Origin of the sequence: Nostoc sp., from assembly GCF_036917235.1 — a bacterium.
GTDB lineage: Bacteria > Cyanobacteriota > Cyanobacteriia > Cyanobacteriales > Nostocaceae > Nostoc.
In genome coordinates this window covers 39316-56379 of sequence record NZ_JBALDU010000094.1, presented here as the reverse complement: position 1 = coordinate 56379, position 17064 = coordinate 39316, and the positions used below count along the sequence as shown (strand labels likewise).

Below are 17064 nucleotides of genomic sequence, written 5' to 3'. Positions count from 1 at the left end.
TTAAGTTGAACCTAATGGAGTTCAGTTCCATCCTTACGGAGCAGATAGCGATCGCTAATCAACTTCAAGACTACTCTACCTATTTCTGGATGCGTTTTCTCAATGACTGGTTGCACAATAACGCCTTCCATGATGCAGTCGGGACTGACTACACTATTGGCATTATTGAACTGAGACACCGCTTCCCAAGTGTAAGCACCGATATAAAGCACAGGTACTCTTGGCAAAGCAAATTCCTCGCAAAAAGTCACAAAATCGCTGTAACTGAGAAAATAACTGCCGCGACGCACAGCAAATATAGCAATTCCAATGTTTCCATTATTCAAGCCATATTTGATATCTTGTACGCCGTAGATTTCTCCAAAAATCTGAGTTCCTGGTGGAAGTTTCTGGAAAGCCTCGTTTTCGTTGTAAGCACGAATATAAACTAATTTTTTATTGACTTCGCTGTTTTTCCAGAAGTAATTATGGCTGCCAATTTTAGTTGTGCCATCAGCATCAACTAAAACAGTGAAGTTAGTTCCGTGCAACTTCTCTGTTACAACAACTTCTTCACCTTCCATGAGTATGTTTTTGTAACGTTTTAGGTTTTCTGGACTGGGGAATTTGTAATGTCCAATAACATTTTCTGCTTCCCCACTCATCCCTTGAGGTATTGGATATTCGTACTTTATGACACCAAAATACTCCGTGTAGTCGTCTCCGACATTTCCCGTAAAGTTTTTACCAACGGGAATAAGCAAACCCTCAGAAAAAATTCCGCGAAGTTTGGCAGCACGTAGTTTTTTCGAGTAGTAGTTACGAATACCAAACTCATCTAAAAAGTTTTCTGGAATCACACTATCAATAGGAAAGTAAAAAGCTAAATCTCCAGGGTGTAAGTTACCTTTGACTATAATTACCTGATACCCCATATCTTCAATAGAGGCAATATCTAGCCGATCGGCATTGGGATGAGGATTAATGCTATTGATTTTGACAACTTCAACTTTAAAAATACTCATAGCTCATCTCTTTGAAAAACATCCAAATTACAAAATAGTAATTATTTGTTGATAATTTGTCCAAGCTTCCCAAAAAATATAAATTGATAGTATTCCTAAGAAAATACGAAGCACTAAACTCACAGTATAATCTGGTAGTTTTGGCAATGTGCGAGTACTCATCTGAACGCCTATAAGACCACCACATCCTAAAACTATACCTTGAGCAAACAGAATATTTCCTTCTAATGTGTGTCCTGTACAGGCAGCTAAACCAGTGATGATAATCACACCTAAACTAGTCTGAATTGCTACTTTAATTTCTTCTCCCAATAGCAACATTTGCAGCGGAACCATAATCGTACCGCCACCTAAGCCGAATAAACCTGCTAAAATTCCTGCTGCTCCCCCGGTTCCAATTTTAGAAACTAATGGGTTGAATATTGGGGCTATATCCTCTTTTTCCTGGAAGGACAGTTGCTTGCGAAGCTCAATCAGATAGATGTTAGCAAGTAGTATGATGCCAAATGTAAATAGTATTATATAAGATGGAATTTTATTGGCAAAATATACACCTATTCCAGTAGTTAGAAAAGCTGGAATTCCTAAATAAATTACTCGTTTAAAATCAAAGTAGCCCATCCACCAATTTTGCAAACTCCCAGAAATTGAAGTAATTACAATAGCAAGGCTACTAGTAGCGATCGCCTGAACGGGAGTATAGCCTAGTGTGACTAAAAGAGGAATTGTGATAATACCGCCACCTATTCCTAAAAGCCCAGCTATGACTCCAGATATTAAACCTCCACTCCCTAAAATCAACCAACTAAAATCAATCATAAAATAATTATTTTTCTACAGAAGTGACTTGGTGTGATTAACCTTGTACTGTCACCGGATGGCTAACAACACCTCCATAAAGCAATCCAGAGTCATTCCACGGAACTGTACTCGGTTGTGTATTACCTAAATTGTCAGTAGCACGAGCCTGGAGAAAATATTCCCCAGGAAGTGGGTTCCATTCAATGTCCCAGCGTACCCACGCAAATGGAAAATTTGGTTCTCTTAGTCGTGCAAATTGCCAAGTTTTGCCCCCATTCAGGCTGACTTCTACACGAATAATTTTTCCTTTCCCAGACCAAGAACGTCCACGTAGTAAGTGGGTTTTAGCCGAAAGCGTAGCTGGCCAAGCCAACTCAAAAGCGCTCTTAACATTTTGGTAGGTAATCAGCTTACCTTTATATGGTGCGATCGCTGGGTAGTCTGCACCAACCAGCACCATCTGCTCTGTCACCCACTGGGTATATATCGGTGTTTCAGAAACCTCAATCCGCTCAATCCATTTAACGTTGGCGTTTCCTCCCCAACCAGGGAATAAGACACGGCACGGCTGACCATGATCTGGAGGTAATGGTTCTCCGTTCATGGCGTAGACAACGAGCGAGTTATCTGCTAATGCTTTGCTAATTGGAACTACACTGCTGAACTTGGATTTATTTGTCTCCTTTGAGTCCAACGAATCCACATCTGCACCCTCAACGAGTACATCTTTTGCTGTGGATTTCAGTCCAGCTCGTTCCAATAACATACCAAGTGGTACACCAGTCCACTCAGCCACACCAATAGCCCCAAGTCTCCACCGTGTTCCAGGGAGTGGTGTGTTGTAAGCTTCTTCAAAGAAGCGCCGACCATTAGCAGCACACTCAATAGCGCAAGTGACTGAGATGGATGGCATGGCGATGATTTCATCGTAAGTAAACTCGCAGGGGGCAGAAACGCCAGTTCCATGAATTTGCAAACGCCATGTAGATGGGTCAAAAGGGGGAGGTGTATGGCGGTTGTGAACATAGAACCAATCATTTGGTACTAAATAACCACGCCCATACATCGCTTCCCAGTTCATCTCTAATGTGCCTTTGCTATGAGAGATATACCCTGGTGGTAATGGCTTAAGTATTTTGCTGCCTTTAGTTTTAATAGCTGTCTGACTCTGAGCAGGTGCAGGTTTAGCTAACCCTCCAATGGCTGTGGCACCAACCAAAGTAGCTAGTATTTTCAGAAAGCGCTGGCGCGAAATACCCACATCTGTACTTTTTTGCCAGATGCACTGTTCAACCCGTGCCTGTAAATAATCCTCTTGGTCAAAGAGGTTTTCATCGCTCAAGCTATTACCCCCTTTTAATTATTTGTAATTTTCAGTCAACTTAAGCCTTGGCGAATGGAATTGCCTGCGGCACACTGCGTGAACGCGGCTACACAGGCAAAGTCCGCCTCCGCGGACTAAGGTCAAATCAAAGTTTTGAAACCCACGGAGGTGGGTTTTGTTATATCTAGACGCGGTTTATAACCGCCCATTTCGCGTTAAGTTGACTGCCATATATTTTTTGGCGATAAAAAGAGGCGAGACTAGCTGTTTAGCGCTGTCCAAACACCAGTTATCTGATCTTGTGTGTAATTGGGCAAATAGTGAGCCAATCCGTTTTTAGCTATTTGAGCGATCGCATTTATAAAGCGATCGCAATCTTCTAATGTATTATATACAGCAAAGCTGGCTCGGATAATACTAGGAATATTACGTGTAATTCCTCTATCTACTTCCTCAGCAATCTCACAGTCTTGCTCGTCTGAAACATTCTTGAGTTTGCGAATATATTCATAAGTGCAGAAAGCCCCAGCCCGAACGCCAATACCATATTCTTGTGCCAGAATCTCTGCTACTAGGCGTCCGTCAAATCCATCAATATCAAAGGGAATAACATGGGCTAAGTTATCTCCGGGAATATGTATTTTAACACCAGGAATCAGCCCAAGCCGTGTATATGTAAATTCAACTAGAGAGTGTTCATACTGAGCAATGCGATCGCGCCCCACTGCTTCGATAATTTCAATTGCCTTGGCAATAGCGATCGCACCCATTGCGTTTGGTGTTCCGGGGTCATGGGCCCGTTCTGTATAAAAACGCTTGATCTCTAGGTTTCTGGTGATATAAGGCAGGTTTCCACCCCCAATTTGATAAGGGTAGGAGCTATCAAAAAATTCCTTCGGCCCCAGCAAGACCCCGGTTCCATAAGGGGCGTACATCTTGTGTCCAGAGAAAGCCACAAAATCTAAATGACATGGGTCATCATCAGCACGCATATCAACTCGTTCATGCTGAATCAACTGACACACGTCGGCAAATATCTTCGTACCATACCGATGTGCTAAAGCTGCAATTTCGTAAATTGGGGGTCTGTAACCTGTAATTGTCGAAGCACCTGTAATAGTTACTAACTTAATTTGCTCGGCTTCGGGGAGATTTTGGTGTGCTTTGAAGATATCTTCAATTTCTGCAACACTTACACTTCCATCCGGCTGGGTTTTATACTGCACAACTTCGTCTCTAGTAACCCAAGGCAGCAGGTTAGATGAATGCTCGATATCAGAAACTAAGATTTTCCCAGGTTTTTTTGCCCAAAGTGTGGCAGCTCCATTAATTGCTTCTGTTGTATTCTTCGCAAAGATTACATAGTTGTCTGAAGATGACCCCACAAAGTCGCGAATGATGTTCCGACTAGCGTCATATTCTCGTGTAGTGATGATGGATTTTTGCCCAGAACCTCGATGTACGCTGCCATAGGTGTCAAGCATTTCGTCCACGTACTGCTTGAGGGTTGCAAAGGGTGTGGTTGTAGCTCCATTATCCAAGTTGACGTACTTGACATAGTTTCCGTTAAGAGTTTTCACCTTGAAAGATAGAGACTCATCTGTAAATAACGGTCTGATTTCTTTGTCCCAAAAGCTGTCACAATTTTCTACAAGCAGCGGTAATTTAGCAGTCTCTTGCTTGATATTTGCGCCAATTGCAAGTATATCAGTCATCTTTAGCACCCCTATTTTAAATTTTGATTTTTTGGAAAAAGCCTAACTGCCGCAGTACTTTATTTCGCGCTACAACCCGATTAATTGCCAGTAATTATGGTCTTTATAATTACTTTACTTCTAGTAGAAAACGCGGTTATTACAATTATTCTTTAATAAAATAATTAAAATTGATATCCGTCATAATACTCAAGTTTTATATTTTTATTGCAAATTAATATACAGTGTAAATAAAGTAAATAAGTAGTAAAGTATACTTTAAATGATTTTATTCCAGTCATTAAACAAACTTGATGTATTGGAGATAAGTCGATCGAAAAGCTTATAGCCAATAAAACCTGCAATTGCTTACTGGCAATGTATTTATCGAGAAAAAAGCCCTGACTAAGTTGAGATTACTCTTTAACAAAGTTTTATATTCTACTTAGACAAGTTGTTACGTCCTTATTAATATTTTATAAGTATTTACTCGTATAATCGGGGATCTCTTAACATTGCAGTTATAGTGGAAGCTCTTAGTTGTTTACTGACATTAAATAGCGATCGCTTCGGATGAGAGAATATCATAGAAGAGTAGATACTTGTACGGACATCTATATTTAAGTACTCAATAAGGCATTACAAAATGTATTTTAGGAGACAATCACAATTTACTTCTTAAGACAGATGCGATTTTAAAAAATAAAGTATAATCTAAGGCAGTTTTTTCATATAAAAAACTTCATCAGCCAGCCAATACAGTTTAATTTTTAACGTATCAGGGTTTCTCCTCTCTCTCGCCTATCCTCAAAGGGGGCCAGAGTTCCCCTTCCACCTCTTCTTGACGGGGCAGAGCATCATAGTGTTATAACGGCATCAGTCTAGATACAAAATGGGGAACACCAATTGATGATTAATTGCTGGTGCTTGGAGAGAGTTAAACTTAGCTTCTAGAGCAAACCCTGATTAGACACAGTTGATAAGCAATGCTAATGCCAGCACTGCTGAATATTTTTAAGCAGGTGAGTCAAGAGTGATGAATGAAGCTGACACCTCAAACAAGGGGGCTGTGATAGAATCCTTAAATTCTGCTAATTCGCCACAATCAGAACAGGCGAGTTGTCCCTTTTACTCAGTTGTGCCTAATGACAATATGACAGTTAAAAAACTGCCACTCCTCATGCCAGCTGAAGATACACAATTTTTACAAGATACCACCCAGCAGGACTGGGTTGCAGAGCCTGAAAGCGGCAAACAAGCACTTATTGACTCGGAATTTCAGAACCTGCTGGCATTGAACGAAGAATTACGTGCGGCTAACAATAATTTGTATGCACAAGTGGAGCAGCTAAAAGACAACCTAGCTGAGTCAGAAAAGGTTTTGCAGTGGCAGAAAACGCGTTCTAGCGTTAGCGAGTCGATGCTCAACCAACACACTCAAGAATTAGCTGCGGCTCAAGAACAGATAAAATCTTTATTTCAACAATTAGAAACTGCTGTACAAACTGTTCAACGTCAGGAAATTTTCACTGATACTTATAAAGCACAGTTACAAATTAGCCAACAACGCTTGGCCCAGTTAGAGCGAGAATGTACGTTGCTACACACTAATAACAACGAACAATCTCAGCAGTTATTGCAATCAGAAAATGTTTGTCGGGAGTTACGTACAAGACTGATGCGACAACAACGCCAGACGCTGCAATTCAAAGCAGCTTTGGAAAAATGTCTAGATACATCGGTTCCTAGCTATGACTCCCTAGAGGATGCTGCAAAACATCCTAAAGACATAACTAGTAGCCAAGGAAGATTTTCTAGAAAAGCTCGGTCTTTATTTCCTAATGCACAGCCAATTCAACCTTGGTCAGCAGAAGAAGAATCCTTGAGTAACGATCTAGATAATTCTTGGGGTGAACCCTCAGCACCAATCCCCTTCCAAAGAAATGAACCCACTGCGACGCCCTCATCTACTTGGAACTGGACAGTTAAGAAAGACACGCCAACACCAACACAGCCCGCCCCATCTCCAGAAGTTGAAGATTCTCCAGATACAAGTGAAGCGGTTTCACCTCCGGGTTCATCAAATTTAGATCAGCAATTAGATAGTCTAATTCAAATGTTTTTCACCTCCCAGCCTGTATCTACATCACCACCACCTACTGCGAAAACGGATGTTAGTGATGCCCCGATTTGGGAGACTTTAGCAACAATTTTAGAAGACGATAAGGAACTAGAAAATCCACAGGAGGAACATTTGGAAGCAGAAATTAATCCTCCTGCAACTAGCTCTACTTCTTGGACGACGGATTCTGTGCTTTCACCAGCCAATAACTTGCTGGTTTCCTCCACTCCATCCCACACCGAAACGCCTGTTGGAGAAACTGAAGATTACTGGTCAGAAGTTTCACAATTTTCAGCAAGTGATTTGTGCTCAGAGTTATTAGGTGATAACACCAATGATGACAATTCACCTTCACCAGTAGTTTATCCCCAGCGTCCACCGAAGGGGCGTAAATCATTGGCATCTGTAGAACTGCCGAATTTTCGTCCAAAGAGTTAGGAGAGACGCGATTAATCGCGTCTGTACAAGTGATTAATGCCCAATGCCCTATGCCCCATTCCTAATTCAGAATTCTTGCTTCTGACTTCGGAATTATGGCTTCTGGGTTAGATTTTGCTACCTGGCTGCGCGATCGCGGTTTGCCTGTGGCGATCGCATAATTAATCGCCAATAACCACAGCCACAATCCTGGATTCCGCGGCTCTAGCCAAAAACCTACCCGGTTTAAGAAGTGCGGGAACCACGGACTTAATAAAGCACTAACCAGGGCATGACGACCGAAGTTGAAATAACTACCAAGCCATCGCACTAAATCTCTAGGACCAGCAAGTTCCCAAATCCATAAAAGTAAGGCAGGATTTTTCCTAGCTGCTTTCAGTGCTAGGCGGTTAAAGGTTAACCAATCACACCGATCTTTGATGAAGTTATCTGCCACCTCTGGCGGTTCGTCTGCTAACAGTCCAAAAAAGGTGTTGAGCATAGAGTTAATTCGCTGCGGTGGTAAAAATTTCCCTGTGGGAACCATCATCCCTTTGGAAAATAGCCAAGTCACGGAAACGTTGCTTTGATAGGCGCGAATTTGGTTCAAGTGGCGGAAACTCAACAAGTCATGTTTGAGGGCAGTATCCAACAGCGTTGTTAAGCGCTCTAAGTTGCGAACTAGGGAACCAAAACCCGTGAAAACGAGGGGAGATTGCAGTGAAGCAGCATCGCCGATCGCAATCAATCGATCGAAGGCAACTGTGCGATCGCGACTTCCCACACTAAAATGCCCTGGTATATACCCAAATGTCGGCTTCTTCCACACTAATTTGTCCATATCGCACCTGCGATACTCTGGCAAAATTGTGAAAAAGTCCTCGTACATTTCCAGCAAGGAACCGGGATTTTCAGCATTGACTTCGTGGTAATGAAATAAATAAATCGTCAGTTCCTGATCTGCTGCGGGAAACAACTCCCAAATTAACTGCCTTCCCCGCGAAATATCCCCATGACTGTAAAGAACGTCCCCATATTGGGAATCCCATACTCCCGGCTCAAATCCGCTCTCAATTGCCGCTCCCACCGTCGGACAGACACTATCAAAGGCACGACCACCATTTAATTGCCAAGCGATGGGGGACGCAGTTCCCATTGCATCTATTAGCAGTCGTCCACTTACTTGCTTCTCAATTTGACTGGGCAAGTGCTTGACTTGCAAAACTACCTGTGATATATCAATATCTGCACGGATAAATTCTGTTTCATCCCAAATTTCACCGCCTGCCGCTTGCAGTTTTTGCCCACACATTTGGAGCCATTTTTCGGAATCCAAGCCTAAATTTAGGACTGTGGGTGTGTGGAGGATGGGCGATCGCAGTTTGGCTGGATTATTAGCATCAAAAAACTTATTGAATCCGTCTTTGTATTCCCTGGCAATGATGGTTTCTAACTCAGCGGGGGTGACTAAACCCAAGTTAACCAAGCTTTGAATCTCGTCGCGCGAAATATTCCATTCTCGGTTCATCCGCCCAAAGGGCATTCGTTCCACCAGCAAGACTTTATATCCGAGTTTTGCCATCAGTGCTGCATGAATTACGCCTAATGCACCGCCAATATAGATGATGTCGTACTGGGCATAGGACATGGGGGATGGGGCATTCCTTATTTCCCCCCTGCTCCTTCGCGAAAACACCACTTGACGCGGCTGCTGCGGATTCCGCACCCCTTCGCGCCATCGTTGTTCCCACCAATAGGCACGAGTTAGGTCATATTCACCGTTGGGCATTTTCTGAAAATACTTGACGGTAAGGGGGTAAGTCGAGCCTAGTGCAGCAAATATTGATTGCTGGGATAAATCAATTGCTGGCGGTTCTGGGTAATGATGCGGAAAACGGCTTCTGATTTCCTTGGTCAAGCGTTGCAGAATTTGTCCTTCATCGGGAAAGGGTTTTTCTGCCCAGCGAAACACTTTCAGATAGGTAGTTCGTTGCACCGACCAGACAAATACCGAAAGTTCTGTAGGCAAGTTTTCGGAAAGACTGACTCCAGCAGGTGTAGTAGCACTGGGTATTTGAAGGCGAAAGCCTTCCGAGGTAAGCACTTTTTCTCCATTTCCAGGTTCAAAATCTGTTTGTAACCAACTACGCACAGTTTCTGTTTCTGGAGTTGGAACTTCTAAATAAAGGATTTCTTTCATCTTTTCCTGACATTTCCCATCAATCTACTCACTTAGACAGATTTTCTTAAGGCACAAAGTAAGGTAGACTCCGCCCTATTAGTTTCGTAAAGATTCAGTGAAGAAATTTTAAGAGTTTGTCAAATTTATTGTTCATTTTGTATTTCTGTAAACCCACGCCATGAATTATCCCATTCCAGACAGTCCCCAAGAAATTATTGCTCTGCGACAACAGCCGATTGATGAAGAACTAGTTGCCAGTGCGATCGCTGGAGTAATTAAAATTGTCCGCGCTCAGGGTCAATCTTTGGAAGAATTGACCGCTCAGTTGCTAGCAGACGATCCACTGCTGGATCAGCAACAACGCCGTTGGTTAAGCCAATTAGTTGCCCAATCCTGGGAAAAGTTCTCCTAAAACCTTGGATAAGATGAAGTTTTGGTCGCAGCATTAGATTTCTAGGTCTGTACCTAAATGTTGGCGATGCCTGCGGCGGGCTGCGCCTACGTATTTTTGGTATAGGAGTAATAATAATAGTCAGTATGGGATTGTCGATTGGGTTACTATTTTTGCGCTCATGGCACAGAAGCCATTAAATTAACCATATCAGCGTTTTACATTGCTTATGAATTTTACAACGTTCTGAAACGGAAAGACCTCTGCTTTGTGCCAGAGGTCTTTTTTTGGGAGCAATCTTTATGCTGTTGGAGGAACGTCTCAGCACATAACTCAGTTGAGCGATCGCTAACTAAGTAAAAATAAATATATTTGAAAGCCTTGACCATCAATAATCGTAGTCAGCGACTCTAGCAATTTAAAATCTTATGCAGAGAGATAAATCGCTTACTACAAACAAAAGTTTTATTTTAGATTTAATTATGTCTAACGATTTATCCACTGACGATCGCTTTCAACCCATCAACCTTTTTGAGTACGAAAAGCTAGCCAAAGAATATCTGTCTCAAACGACACTTGATTACTATAGCAGTGGTGCTTGGGACGAAATCACATTGCGAGATAATCGTGCTGCCTTTGAGCGAGTCAAGCTGCGACCTCGGATATTAGTCGATGTGAGCGATCGCAATCTAAGTACCTCCATTTTAGGACAACCCCTGCAACTACCTTTGTTAATTGCACCAATGGCTTTTCAATGTCTAGCCCATCCAGACGGAGAAGTTGCCACTGCCCTAGCTGCTGCATCAGCTGGTGTGGGTATGGTGTTAAGTACAATGGCAACAAAGAGTATTGAAGAAGTGGCGACTGCATGTAATCAGTTTCCAGATTCTCTGCGATGGTTCCAGCTTTATATCCATAAAGACCGGGGATTAACTCGTGCTTTGGTAGAAAAAGCCTATAAAGCAGGCTACAAAGCACTTTGTCTAACTGTAGATGCACCCGTTCTCGGACAGCGAGAGCGAGATAGACGTAATGAGTTTGCCTTACCCCAAGACTTACATCTGGCTAATCTTGCTAGCATCTCAGGGCTAGATATTTCCCATGAAAAAGGTGAATCTGGATTATTTACCTACTTTGCCCAACAGCTAAACCCAGCAGTCACTTGGGACGATTTGGAATGGTTGCAGTCTTTATCTGGTCTACCTTTAATTATCAAAGGAGTTTTACGCCCAGATGATGCTGTGCGGGCTGTAGAATATGGAGCCAAAGCAATTGTTGTTTCCAATCATGGTGGCAGACAACTTGATGGTGCGATCGCTTCTTTAGATGCCCTCGCTGAAATAGTAGCGGCAGTGGATGGTAAAGTAGAAGTGGTGTTGGATGGCGGCATTCGTAGAGGCACAGACATTCTCAAAGCTCTGGCATTAGGAGCAAAAGCAGTACTAATCGGACGACCTATTTTGTGGGGACTAGCGGTAGCCGGGCAAATCGGTGTATCTCATGTCATCTCACTACTACAAGATGAGTTAAATGTGGCAATGGCACTTAGCGGCTGTGCCAAAATACAAGATATTGACCCTAGTTTATTGACCCTGCCACGCTTTTAGTCGGAGAACTGTTAAAAATCTTATTCCAGCAAAACTTTGAGAAATAATTTTCAGACTTGTTACAAAATCTCTTAATTTAGAGTATACTAGTTAAGGTTAGATACAAGGGCGGGTGGCGGAATTGGTAGACGCACCACACTCAAAATGTGGCGGCCTTACGGTCATAGGAGTTCGATTCTCCTCCTGCCCACTACCAAACAAGTGCTAAAGAGGTTAAAAACTTATGCGCCTGAAAAGATGGGAATCTCCCCGCAAAGAAGGCAGGAATGACAAAGGTAGAGGCGGTTCTGCTAGGAAGCGTCAACTGAAAAAACAAAGGCAAATGTTACGCCAAAGACTTAAAGAAAGTAACAAGCCAGACAATAACAAAAATGAAAGAGCAGGGAAAGATAAGTTTATCTTTCCCTTATTTTTTGGGCTTTTATTTCATGAAAAAATAAAATTTAGAGATTTTTCAATACAGAGACTAAATTAAATCTGTTTGTAATAAATTTGGAAATCATAATAAAAAATTATTAGCCATTAAAATATACTAATTTTAATTCAACCTCTTAAGCGCATATTTACGTATAAAACCCGCAGATTAAGTGGCTAGCATTTTACATTTATACTTAGCTTATTAAGTAGTATATACTACTTAATATACAGCATCTCTCTAAGAATTTATCGCAATTATAATGCTTGGATGAACTAACCAAAAATTAATTATGAAGGAAGTATGAATTTTGTCAAGCAGTGTCTAAAATCCTTAACATAAAACAGTAAGCTAAGACACAGCAGTAAATAATTCTAGTATTACCGATTAAGCCAAAAGTATACTAAAAAGGCAATTGCACCTCCATGTGTTAACTTCCAACAATGACACAAGCCTACAAAAAGTCAGGAGTCATCCAATCCGAATATTAAATAATTTGGATTGGTCTAGGTAATCTATGAATTGTTTTCTTGGATACAGGAGTTATTGATGGTGGCGAGAGTGCTTCTACCTAATAAAAAAGTGCTTGATTTTCCTATTACTGCTTTACGGTTTGACGACCAGATACAAACAATAGTGAAGTGGGCGAGTAGGCGTGAGAGTAAAACTGTATATGTAGCCAATGTACATATGCTCATAGAAGCCCATTGGAATCCAGAGTTTGCCACCGTATTGCGAAATGCAGATATAGTTACTCCTGATGGTATGCCTCTGGTGTGGATGATGCGAAAAATGGGAGCTATTTACCAAGACCGCGTAGCAGGGATGGATATTTTTCTCGCATTGTGTCAGCTAACTCAAACACAAAATCTGAGTATTTTCTTTGTAGGTTCCCAAACAGAAATTCTGTCTAGGATGCAAAATAGGTTAGAGAAGGAATTTCCGCAGATAAAGATTGCGGCAATGGAACCTCTACCCTTTCGTCCCCTAACTGAAATTGAAGACGAAGCCTTGGTTCAAAAGATTAACTCTAGTGGTGCTAGCGCTGTCTTAGTGTCTTTGGGATGTCCCAAACAAGAAAATTGGATAGCTCAACATAAGGGCAAAATACAAGCTGTAATGATTGGACTGGGTGGAGTTTTCCCAGTTTATGCCGGAATTCATAAGCGCGCACCCCGCATAGTTCGAGACTTAGGACTTGAATGGCTGTATCGATGTATTCAAGAACCGCACCGACTTTGCGGCCGCTATGCTAAGACTATTCCCCTCTTTATATGGCTGGCTACGAAGCAACTACTATCATCAAGTCGGATTGCAGGGGTCTTTCTTCACGAGACTGGAGACTAAAGAAAAAGAAATAGGTGAGACTGACTTTAGGGCGTCGATCATTAAGTAAAGCAGATTTTAGATGCGAAGGAAAGAATTTTATGCCTTAAGCATGAAGATTCAAGGGTTCAACCTCAAAATGATGAAAGATTCTAAGTGTAAGGATTCCGACCCATCAATCTGCTGCTGTAAAAACCCATTATCTGAAATCAACAATTAAAGTACTTGACATTAACCCAGGACTAAGTGTTATATTAACCATAGTGAAATTGTTGGGGCGTCGCCAAGTGGTAAGGCAGCGGGTTTTGGTCTCGCCATCCCTGGGTTCGAATCCTAGCGCCCCAGTTAATCTGAAGACAGGCTCTTATGCCTGTCTTTTTGAGTAATTAATCGCATTTTTAAGATGTGTCTCAATTCATCTAATTCTATAAATGTTACTTATCAGGAGATTTGAGAGCTTGATCTAAAGTCTGCCGAGCCAGTTCTGCTTTAGACCGCGCTTCTTGGTAACGCACATTAGCTTGAGCAAAATTTTTGAGAACTTTAAAACCTTCCTTGAGTCGAGTAATTTCCTCTTCAGTCACGGAGTCATCAGTAAACAGAATATCAACAGCTTTGCGAATTTCCAAGGCTTCAGATCGTGATTCCTGAACTTTCAGCTTGAGCGTCGCCAAGTTACTCAGAATCTGGACAGCTTGTGTAATACTATCCTCACCACTAGCACTATCAATAGTTGACTCTTTTACCTCAATTAATTGTTGAGGACCAAATCCTTCTTCCAGTTCCGTGGGTAGCTTACCTGCATCCATCAGTTCCATTAGCTGATCCATTGCTTTATCACGAGCTTTGGCTGAATCTTTTCCAGAAACAGTAAGGATAATTTCTGGGCTTTGAGCGAGAGTGTATTGAACCATATTTGAGTAGAAAATTTGCTGATTTAACCAAGCTGAGGAGAGTAATTATATCATTTTGCGTATCAGATCATTTGTTGATTGTCTAGTCAATTAAAAAGTTGAAGACCAAACGTCAACACTTGGAATTTTGAATTGTTACCCCTACCCCTGCCAAGTCGCTCAAAATAAAACTTTATACTTAAGAAAAGGGTAATAAATTTCAATAGGAGGGGAGAGCAATGGCTCCCAGTCCCACCATCATGCAAGCTGTGGAACAACTGGGCTACCGTGTCACCGTTGGTGATGTGGCAACTCAGGCAGGATTGAACGTCGCTGAAGCTAATCAAAGCTTGTTAGCCCTGGCATCTGATGCTGGCGGACATTTACAGGTAGCGGATTCAGGTGATATAGTTTTCCTTTTTCCACAAAATTTTCGAGCAATTTTGCGTAATAAATACTTCCGGCTACGATTGCAGGAATGGTGGAAAAAAGTCTGGAGTGTTCTGTTTTACCTGATTCGCATTTCTTTTGGAATTTTCTTAACTGTTTCCATCGCCCTGATAACTATTACTATCTTCATGATCGTTACTGCTGCCAATTCAGATCGTGACGGTGGCAATCGGGGCAGTAATTCCGGTGGTGGGGGCTTCTTCTATTTTCCAAATTTATTTTGGTATCTTAGCCCAAATTATGACACTCACTACCAGGAACCGCGACGTGGAAGCCGGGAAGAAAGCAATCTGAATTTCTTTGAAGCCGTGTTTTCGTTTTTATTTGGCGATGGTAATCCTAACGCCAACTTAGAAGAACGTCGCTGGCAAGAAATTGCTACGGTGATTCGCAGTAACCGTGGTGCAGTGGTAGCAGAACAAATTGCCCCATATTTGGATGAGATTGGCGAGGGATACACAAGAGAGTACGAAGATTATATGTTGCCTGTTCTGACGCGATTTAATGGGCAACCGGGGGTAAGTCCAGAAAGTCAAATTGTTTATTACTTCCCAGAGTTGCAGGTGAGTGCAGTTAAAAAGCGCCGTTATGCAATATCGGATCGCTTGGAGGAATTTCCCTGGCGCTTTAGCGCCGCAAGTTCTGGGCAAATTATGCTGAGTGCTGGGTTAGGTGTACTAAATTTTGTTGGTGCTTTAGTACTGGGGAGTCTGTTGAAAGGTGGCACTTTTGCCGCCCAATTAGGTGGACTGGTAGCTTTTGTACAAGGAATTTATTGGCTGCTATTGGCTTACGGAGCAGGTTTTTTAGGCATACCATTATTGCGTTATTTCTGGATTCGGTGGCGTAATCGCAAAATTAGCGATCGCAATCGCGATCGCCTTTCCAGAGCAAGGCTATTGGAAAGTCCCGATGCACTTTTGCAACAAAAAATCAACTATGCTCAACAATTTGCAACAGAAAAAGTCATTGGCAACGAAGATTTAGTGTATTCTAGCGAAACTGACTTACTCGACCAAGAAGTTGAACGTTCTGCACAAATTGACGCTGAATGGCAACGGCGCTTAGAACGGGGGAGTGGGGAATAGGGAGCAGAGGGGCAGGGAAGCAGGGGAGAAGTTGGAGTAGGATTTTATCCCCTCTGCCCCTCTGCCCCTCTGCCTTTTGTGCCCAATCCCTGATTACTTCGCTTGAATTGGTGTTAGAGCTACACCTTGATAATAATGTCCCAAAATTTGCAGGTGGTTCACTCCTTGCCGAGCCAGATTGTACGCCCCCCACTGACTCATGCCTAAAGCATGACCGTAGCCAAGCCCTTGCAATACAAAACTACCATCGGCCCCCTTGGTGACGCTAAATTTGGTACTTTTTAACTTGAGGGCTGTTCGCACTTCCTCGCCCTGTAGCACCTTCGTGCCCTTGTTACCGACAATTTTTAAAACTTTAACACTGCGGAAAGGTGAGTATGTCTCTGGAATCATCGCCGTCACACTGCCCACCTCTGGAAATTTAGCGCTAATTTCACTGGGCGAGAAGGTTTTCACCCAATTACACTCACGGATATTTTGATCGTAGTCTTGAACAGCACGTAGATAAGGTTCGCTGCTTCCCCAAACATCTTCTACGTTTTCAGTGTGTCCCCCAGAACAAGCGTGGAAAACTGAGAGAATAATCCGATTTTTGTAAGTTAGTACCTGCCCTAGTGTGGAATCCACTGCGGCGTAAGTAGCAGGAGATTCACTGATGACACCTTTGTAAATTTGCCAGCGATCGGGGGTATTGCCTAAATCGTAAACGGGATTATTTCGTTGTTTTTCTCGTTCGTAGAGGGCATAAGTGCGGGCTGCGATCGCTTGGGCTTTTAAAGCTTCTTGGGGCCAGCTAGCATCCATTTCGCCACCTAGAACACTGTAGAGATATTCTTGATCGTCAACCCAGTTAACAGCCGTTAAGCCTTTTTCTGTGGGGACAACCAGAGTTCTGCCTCGATACCAGCGATCGCCAATATAAACAAATCCTTTACCAGTTGGCTCAATCCAAAATAAACCAGACTGCCACTTGTCTAAAGCAACTCCGCCAGGAACTGCTTGGGCATAATATGCACTCATTGCTGGCAACTGTCCAAGAGTCCGGCCAGTACTATCCTTAACGATGCCAGTGGTGGAACTACCCACTTTTACCTGATTAACGCCCCTCTCAATTGCCACGCGTAGGATTACAGACGCTTGGGCTGGGGCAACCAAAGCTATCCACAAAAAGATACTAACCCACCAATAACGTACTTTAATCTGAGAAAATAAAGAACCTAAGTAAAGTTGGAATTTCATACCGATCATCTAATCACACTAGTATCTAATTGACGCTCTGGATTATGGCGTCTACTACTTTAAGATGAGACAGTTCTCCAACGCAGGAGGTTGCCACCTCCTACTAATTAT

13 protein-coding genes and 2 tRNA genes are annotated in these 17064 nt (G+C 42.4%); 8 read left to right on the top strand and 7 right to left on the bottom strand.

Going from position 1 to position 17064, the window contains the following annotated elements; genetic code table 11:
• Positions 1–11: 11 nt before the first annotated feature.
• The 4 genes from V7K44_RS26320 to V7K44_RS26305 form a co-directional block, all read right to left on the bottom strand.
• On the bottom strand, positions 12–1004 hold the full coding sequence (locus V7K44_RS26320; RefSeq protein WP_334935909.1) for an RNA ligase (ATP): 993 nt from the start codon (positions 1002–1004) through the stop codon (positions 12–14).
• Between the two features lie 27 nt (positions 1005–1031).
• Entirely contained in the window at positions 1032–1823 is a 792-nt protein-coding gene (locus tag V7K44_RS26315; protein ID WP_334935907.1) for a sulfite exporter TauE/SafE family protein, read from the bottom strand.
• 37 nt (positions 1824–1860) lie between these two features.
• Positions 1861–3147, bottom strand: coding sequence for a sulfite oxidase (locus V7K44_RS26310; protein ID WP_334935905.1), 1287 nt, complete (start codon positions 3145–3147; stop codon positions 1861–1863).
• Between the two features lie 242 nt (positions 3148–3389).
• Positions 3390–4844, bottom strand: a complete 1455-nt coding sequence (locus tag V7K44_RS26305) for an aminotransferase class V-fold PLP-dependent enzyme (protein WP_334935903.1) — start codon at positions 4842–4844, stop codon at positions 3390–3392.
• Between the two features lie 1015 nt (positions 4845–5859).
• On the opposite strand from V7K44_RS26305, the gene V7K44_RS26300 reads away from it, so the two are divergent.
• Positions 5860–7383 carry a hypothetical protein gene (locus V7K44_RS26300; protein ID WP_334935901.1) on the top strand — a complete coding sequence of 508 codons (1524 nt, stop codon included), beginning with the start codon at positions 5860–5862 and terminating at the stop codon, positions 7381–7383.
• 61 nt (positions 7384–7444) lie between these two features.
• Here the strand turns inward: V7K44_RS26300 and V7K44_RS26295 are convergent, their stop codons facing one another.
• Positions 7445–9562 (bottom strand): NAD(P)/FAD-dependent oxidoreductase, encoded by a 2118-nt coding sequence (locus tag V7K44_RS26295; RefSeq protein ID WP_334935899.1) that lies wholly within the window; start codon positions 9560–9562, stop codon positions 7445–7447.
• Positions 9563–9722: 160 nt separating this feature from the next.
• On the opposite strand from V7K44_RS26295, the gene V7K44_RS26290 reads away from it, so the two are divergent.
• The 6 genes from V7K44_RS26290 (at position 9723) to V7K44_RS26265 (ending at position 13628) form a co-directional block, all read left to right on the top strand.
• Positions 9723–9956, top strand: a complete 234-nt coding sequence (locus tag V7K44_RS26290) for a hypothetical protein (RefSeq protein ID WP_094349603.1) — start codon at positions 9723–9725, stop codon at positions 9954–9956.
• 461 nt (positions 9957–10417) lie between these two features.
• Positions 10418–11542, top strand: a complete 1125-nt coding sequence (locus V7K44_RS26285) for an alpha-hydroxy acid oxidase (RefSeq protein ID WP_334935897.1) — start codon at positions 10418–10420, stop codon at positions 11540–11542.
• Between the two features lie 106 nt (positions 11543–11648).
• Positions 11649–11732, top strand: a tRNA-Leu gene (locus tag V7K44_RS26280).
• A gap of 33 nt (positions 11733–11765) precedes the next feature.
• On the top strand, positions 11766–12017 hold the full coding sequence (locus V7K44_RS26275) for a hypothetical protein (RefSeq protein ID WP_334935895.1): 252 nt from the start codon (positions 11766–11768) through the stop codon (positions 12015–12017).
• 489 nt (positions 12018–12506) lie between these two features.
• Positions 12507–13304 (top strand): WecB/TagA/CpsF family glycosyltransferase, encoded by a 798-nt coding sequence (locus V7K44_RS26270; RefSeq protein WP_334935893.1) that lies wholly within the window; start codon positions 12507–12509, stop codon positions 13302–13304.
• A gap of 252 nt (positions 13305–13556) precedes the next feature.
• Positions 13557–13628: transfer RNA gene (locus V7K44_RS26265), tRNA-Gln, on the top strand.
• Positions 13629–13717: 89 nt separating this feature from the next.
• On the opposite strand, the gene V7K44_RS26260 is transcribed toward V7K44_RS26265, so the two are convergent.
• Positions 13718–14197 carry a hypothetical protein gene (locus tag V7K44_RS26260; protein ID WP_334935891.1) on the bottom strand — a complete coding sequence of 160 codons (480 nt, stop codon included), beginning with the start codon at positions 14195–14197 and terminating at the stop codon, positions 13718–13720.
• 218 nt (positions 14198–14415) lie between these two features.
• Here V7K44_RS26260 and V7K44_RS26255 point away from each other — a divergent pair, with 218 nt between their 5' ends.
• Positions 14416–15714 carry a hypothetical protein gene (locus V7K44_RS26255; RefSeq protein WP_334935889.1) on the top strand — a complete coding sequence of 433 codons (1299 nt, stop codon included), beginning with the start codon at positions 14416–14418 and terminating at the stop codon, positions 15712–15714.
• A gap of 93 nt (positions 15715–15807) precedes the next feature.
• Here V7K44_RS26255 and V7K44_RS26250 read toward each other — a convergent pair whose 3' ends face one another.
• Complete coding sequence (locus tag V7K44_RS26250) at positions 15808–16953, bottom strand: SpoIID/LytB domain-containing protein (protein ID WP_292814427.1); 1146 nt, start codon at positions 16951–16953, stop codon at positions 15808–15810.
• Between the last annotated feature and the right edge of the window lie 111 nt (positions 16954–17064).

Bases quoted from the DNA above. Each gene is read 5' to 3' on its own strand.
- V7K44_RS26320 (WP_334935909.1), bottom strand. From the start codon at position 1,004: ATGAGTATTTTTAAAGTTGAAGTTGTCAAAATCAATAGCATTAATCCT.
- V7K44_RS26315 (WP_334935907.1), bottom strand. From the start codon at position 1,823: ATGATTGATTTTAGTTGGTTGATTTTAGGGAGTGGAGGTTTAATATCT.
- V7K44_RS26305 (WP_334935903.1), bottom strand. From the start codon at position 4,844: ATGACTGATATACTTGCAATTGGCGCAAATATCAAGCAAGAGACTGCT.
- V7K44_RS26300 (WP_334935901.1), top strand. From the start codon at position 5,860: ATGAATGAAGCTGACACCTCAAACAAGGGGGCTGTGATAGAATCCTTA.
- V7K44_RS26295 (WP_334935899.1), bottom strand. From the start codon at position 9,562: ATGAAAGAAATCCTTTATTTAGAAGTTCCAACTCCAGAAACAGAAACT.
- V7K44_RS26290 (WP_094349603.1), top strand. From the start codon at position 9,723: ATGAATTATCCCATTCCAGACAGTCCCCAAGAAATTATTGCTCTGCGA.
- V7K44_RS26285 (WP_334935897.1), top strand. From the start codon at position 10,418: ATGTCTAACGATTTATCCACTGACGATCGCTTTCAACCCATCAACCTT.
- V7K44_RS26275 (WP_334935895.1), top strand. From the start codon at position 11,766: ATGCGCCTGAAAAGATGGGAATCTCCCCGCAAAGAAGGCAGGAATGAC.
- V7K44_RS26270 (WP_334935893.1), top strand. From the start codon at position 12,507: ATGGTGGCGAGAGTGCTTCTACCTAATAAAAAAGTGCTTGATTTTCCT.
- V7K44_RS26260 (WP_334935891.1), bottom strand. From the start codon at position 14,197: ATGGTTCAATACACTCTCGCTCAAAGCCCAGAAATTATCCTTACTGTT.
- V7K44_RS26255 (WP_334935889.1), top strand. From the start codon at position 14,416: ATGGCTCCCAGTCCCACCATCATGCAAGCTGTGGAACAACTGGGCTAC.
- V7K44_RS26250 (WP_292814427.1), bottom strand. From the start codon at position 16,953: ATGAAATTCCAACTTTACTTAGGTTCTTTATTTTCTCAGATTAAAGTA.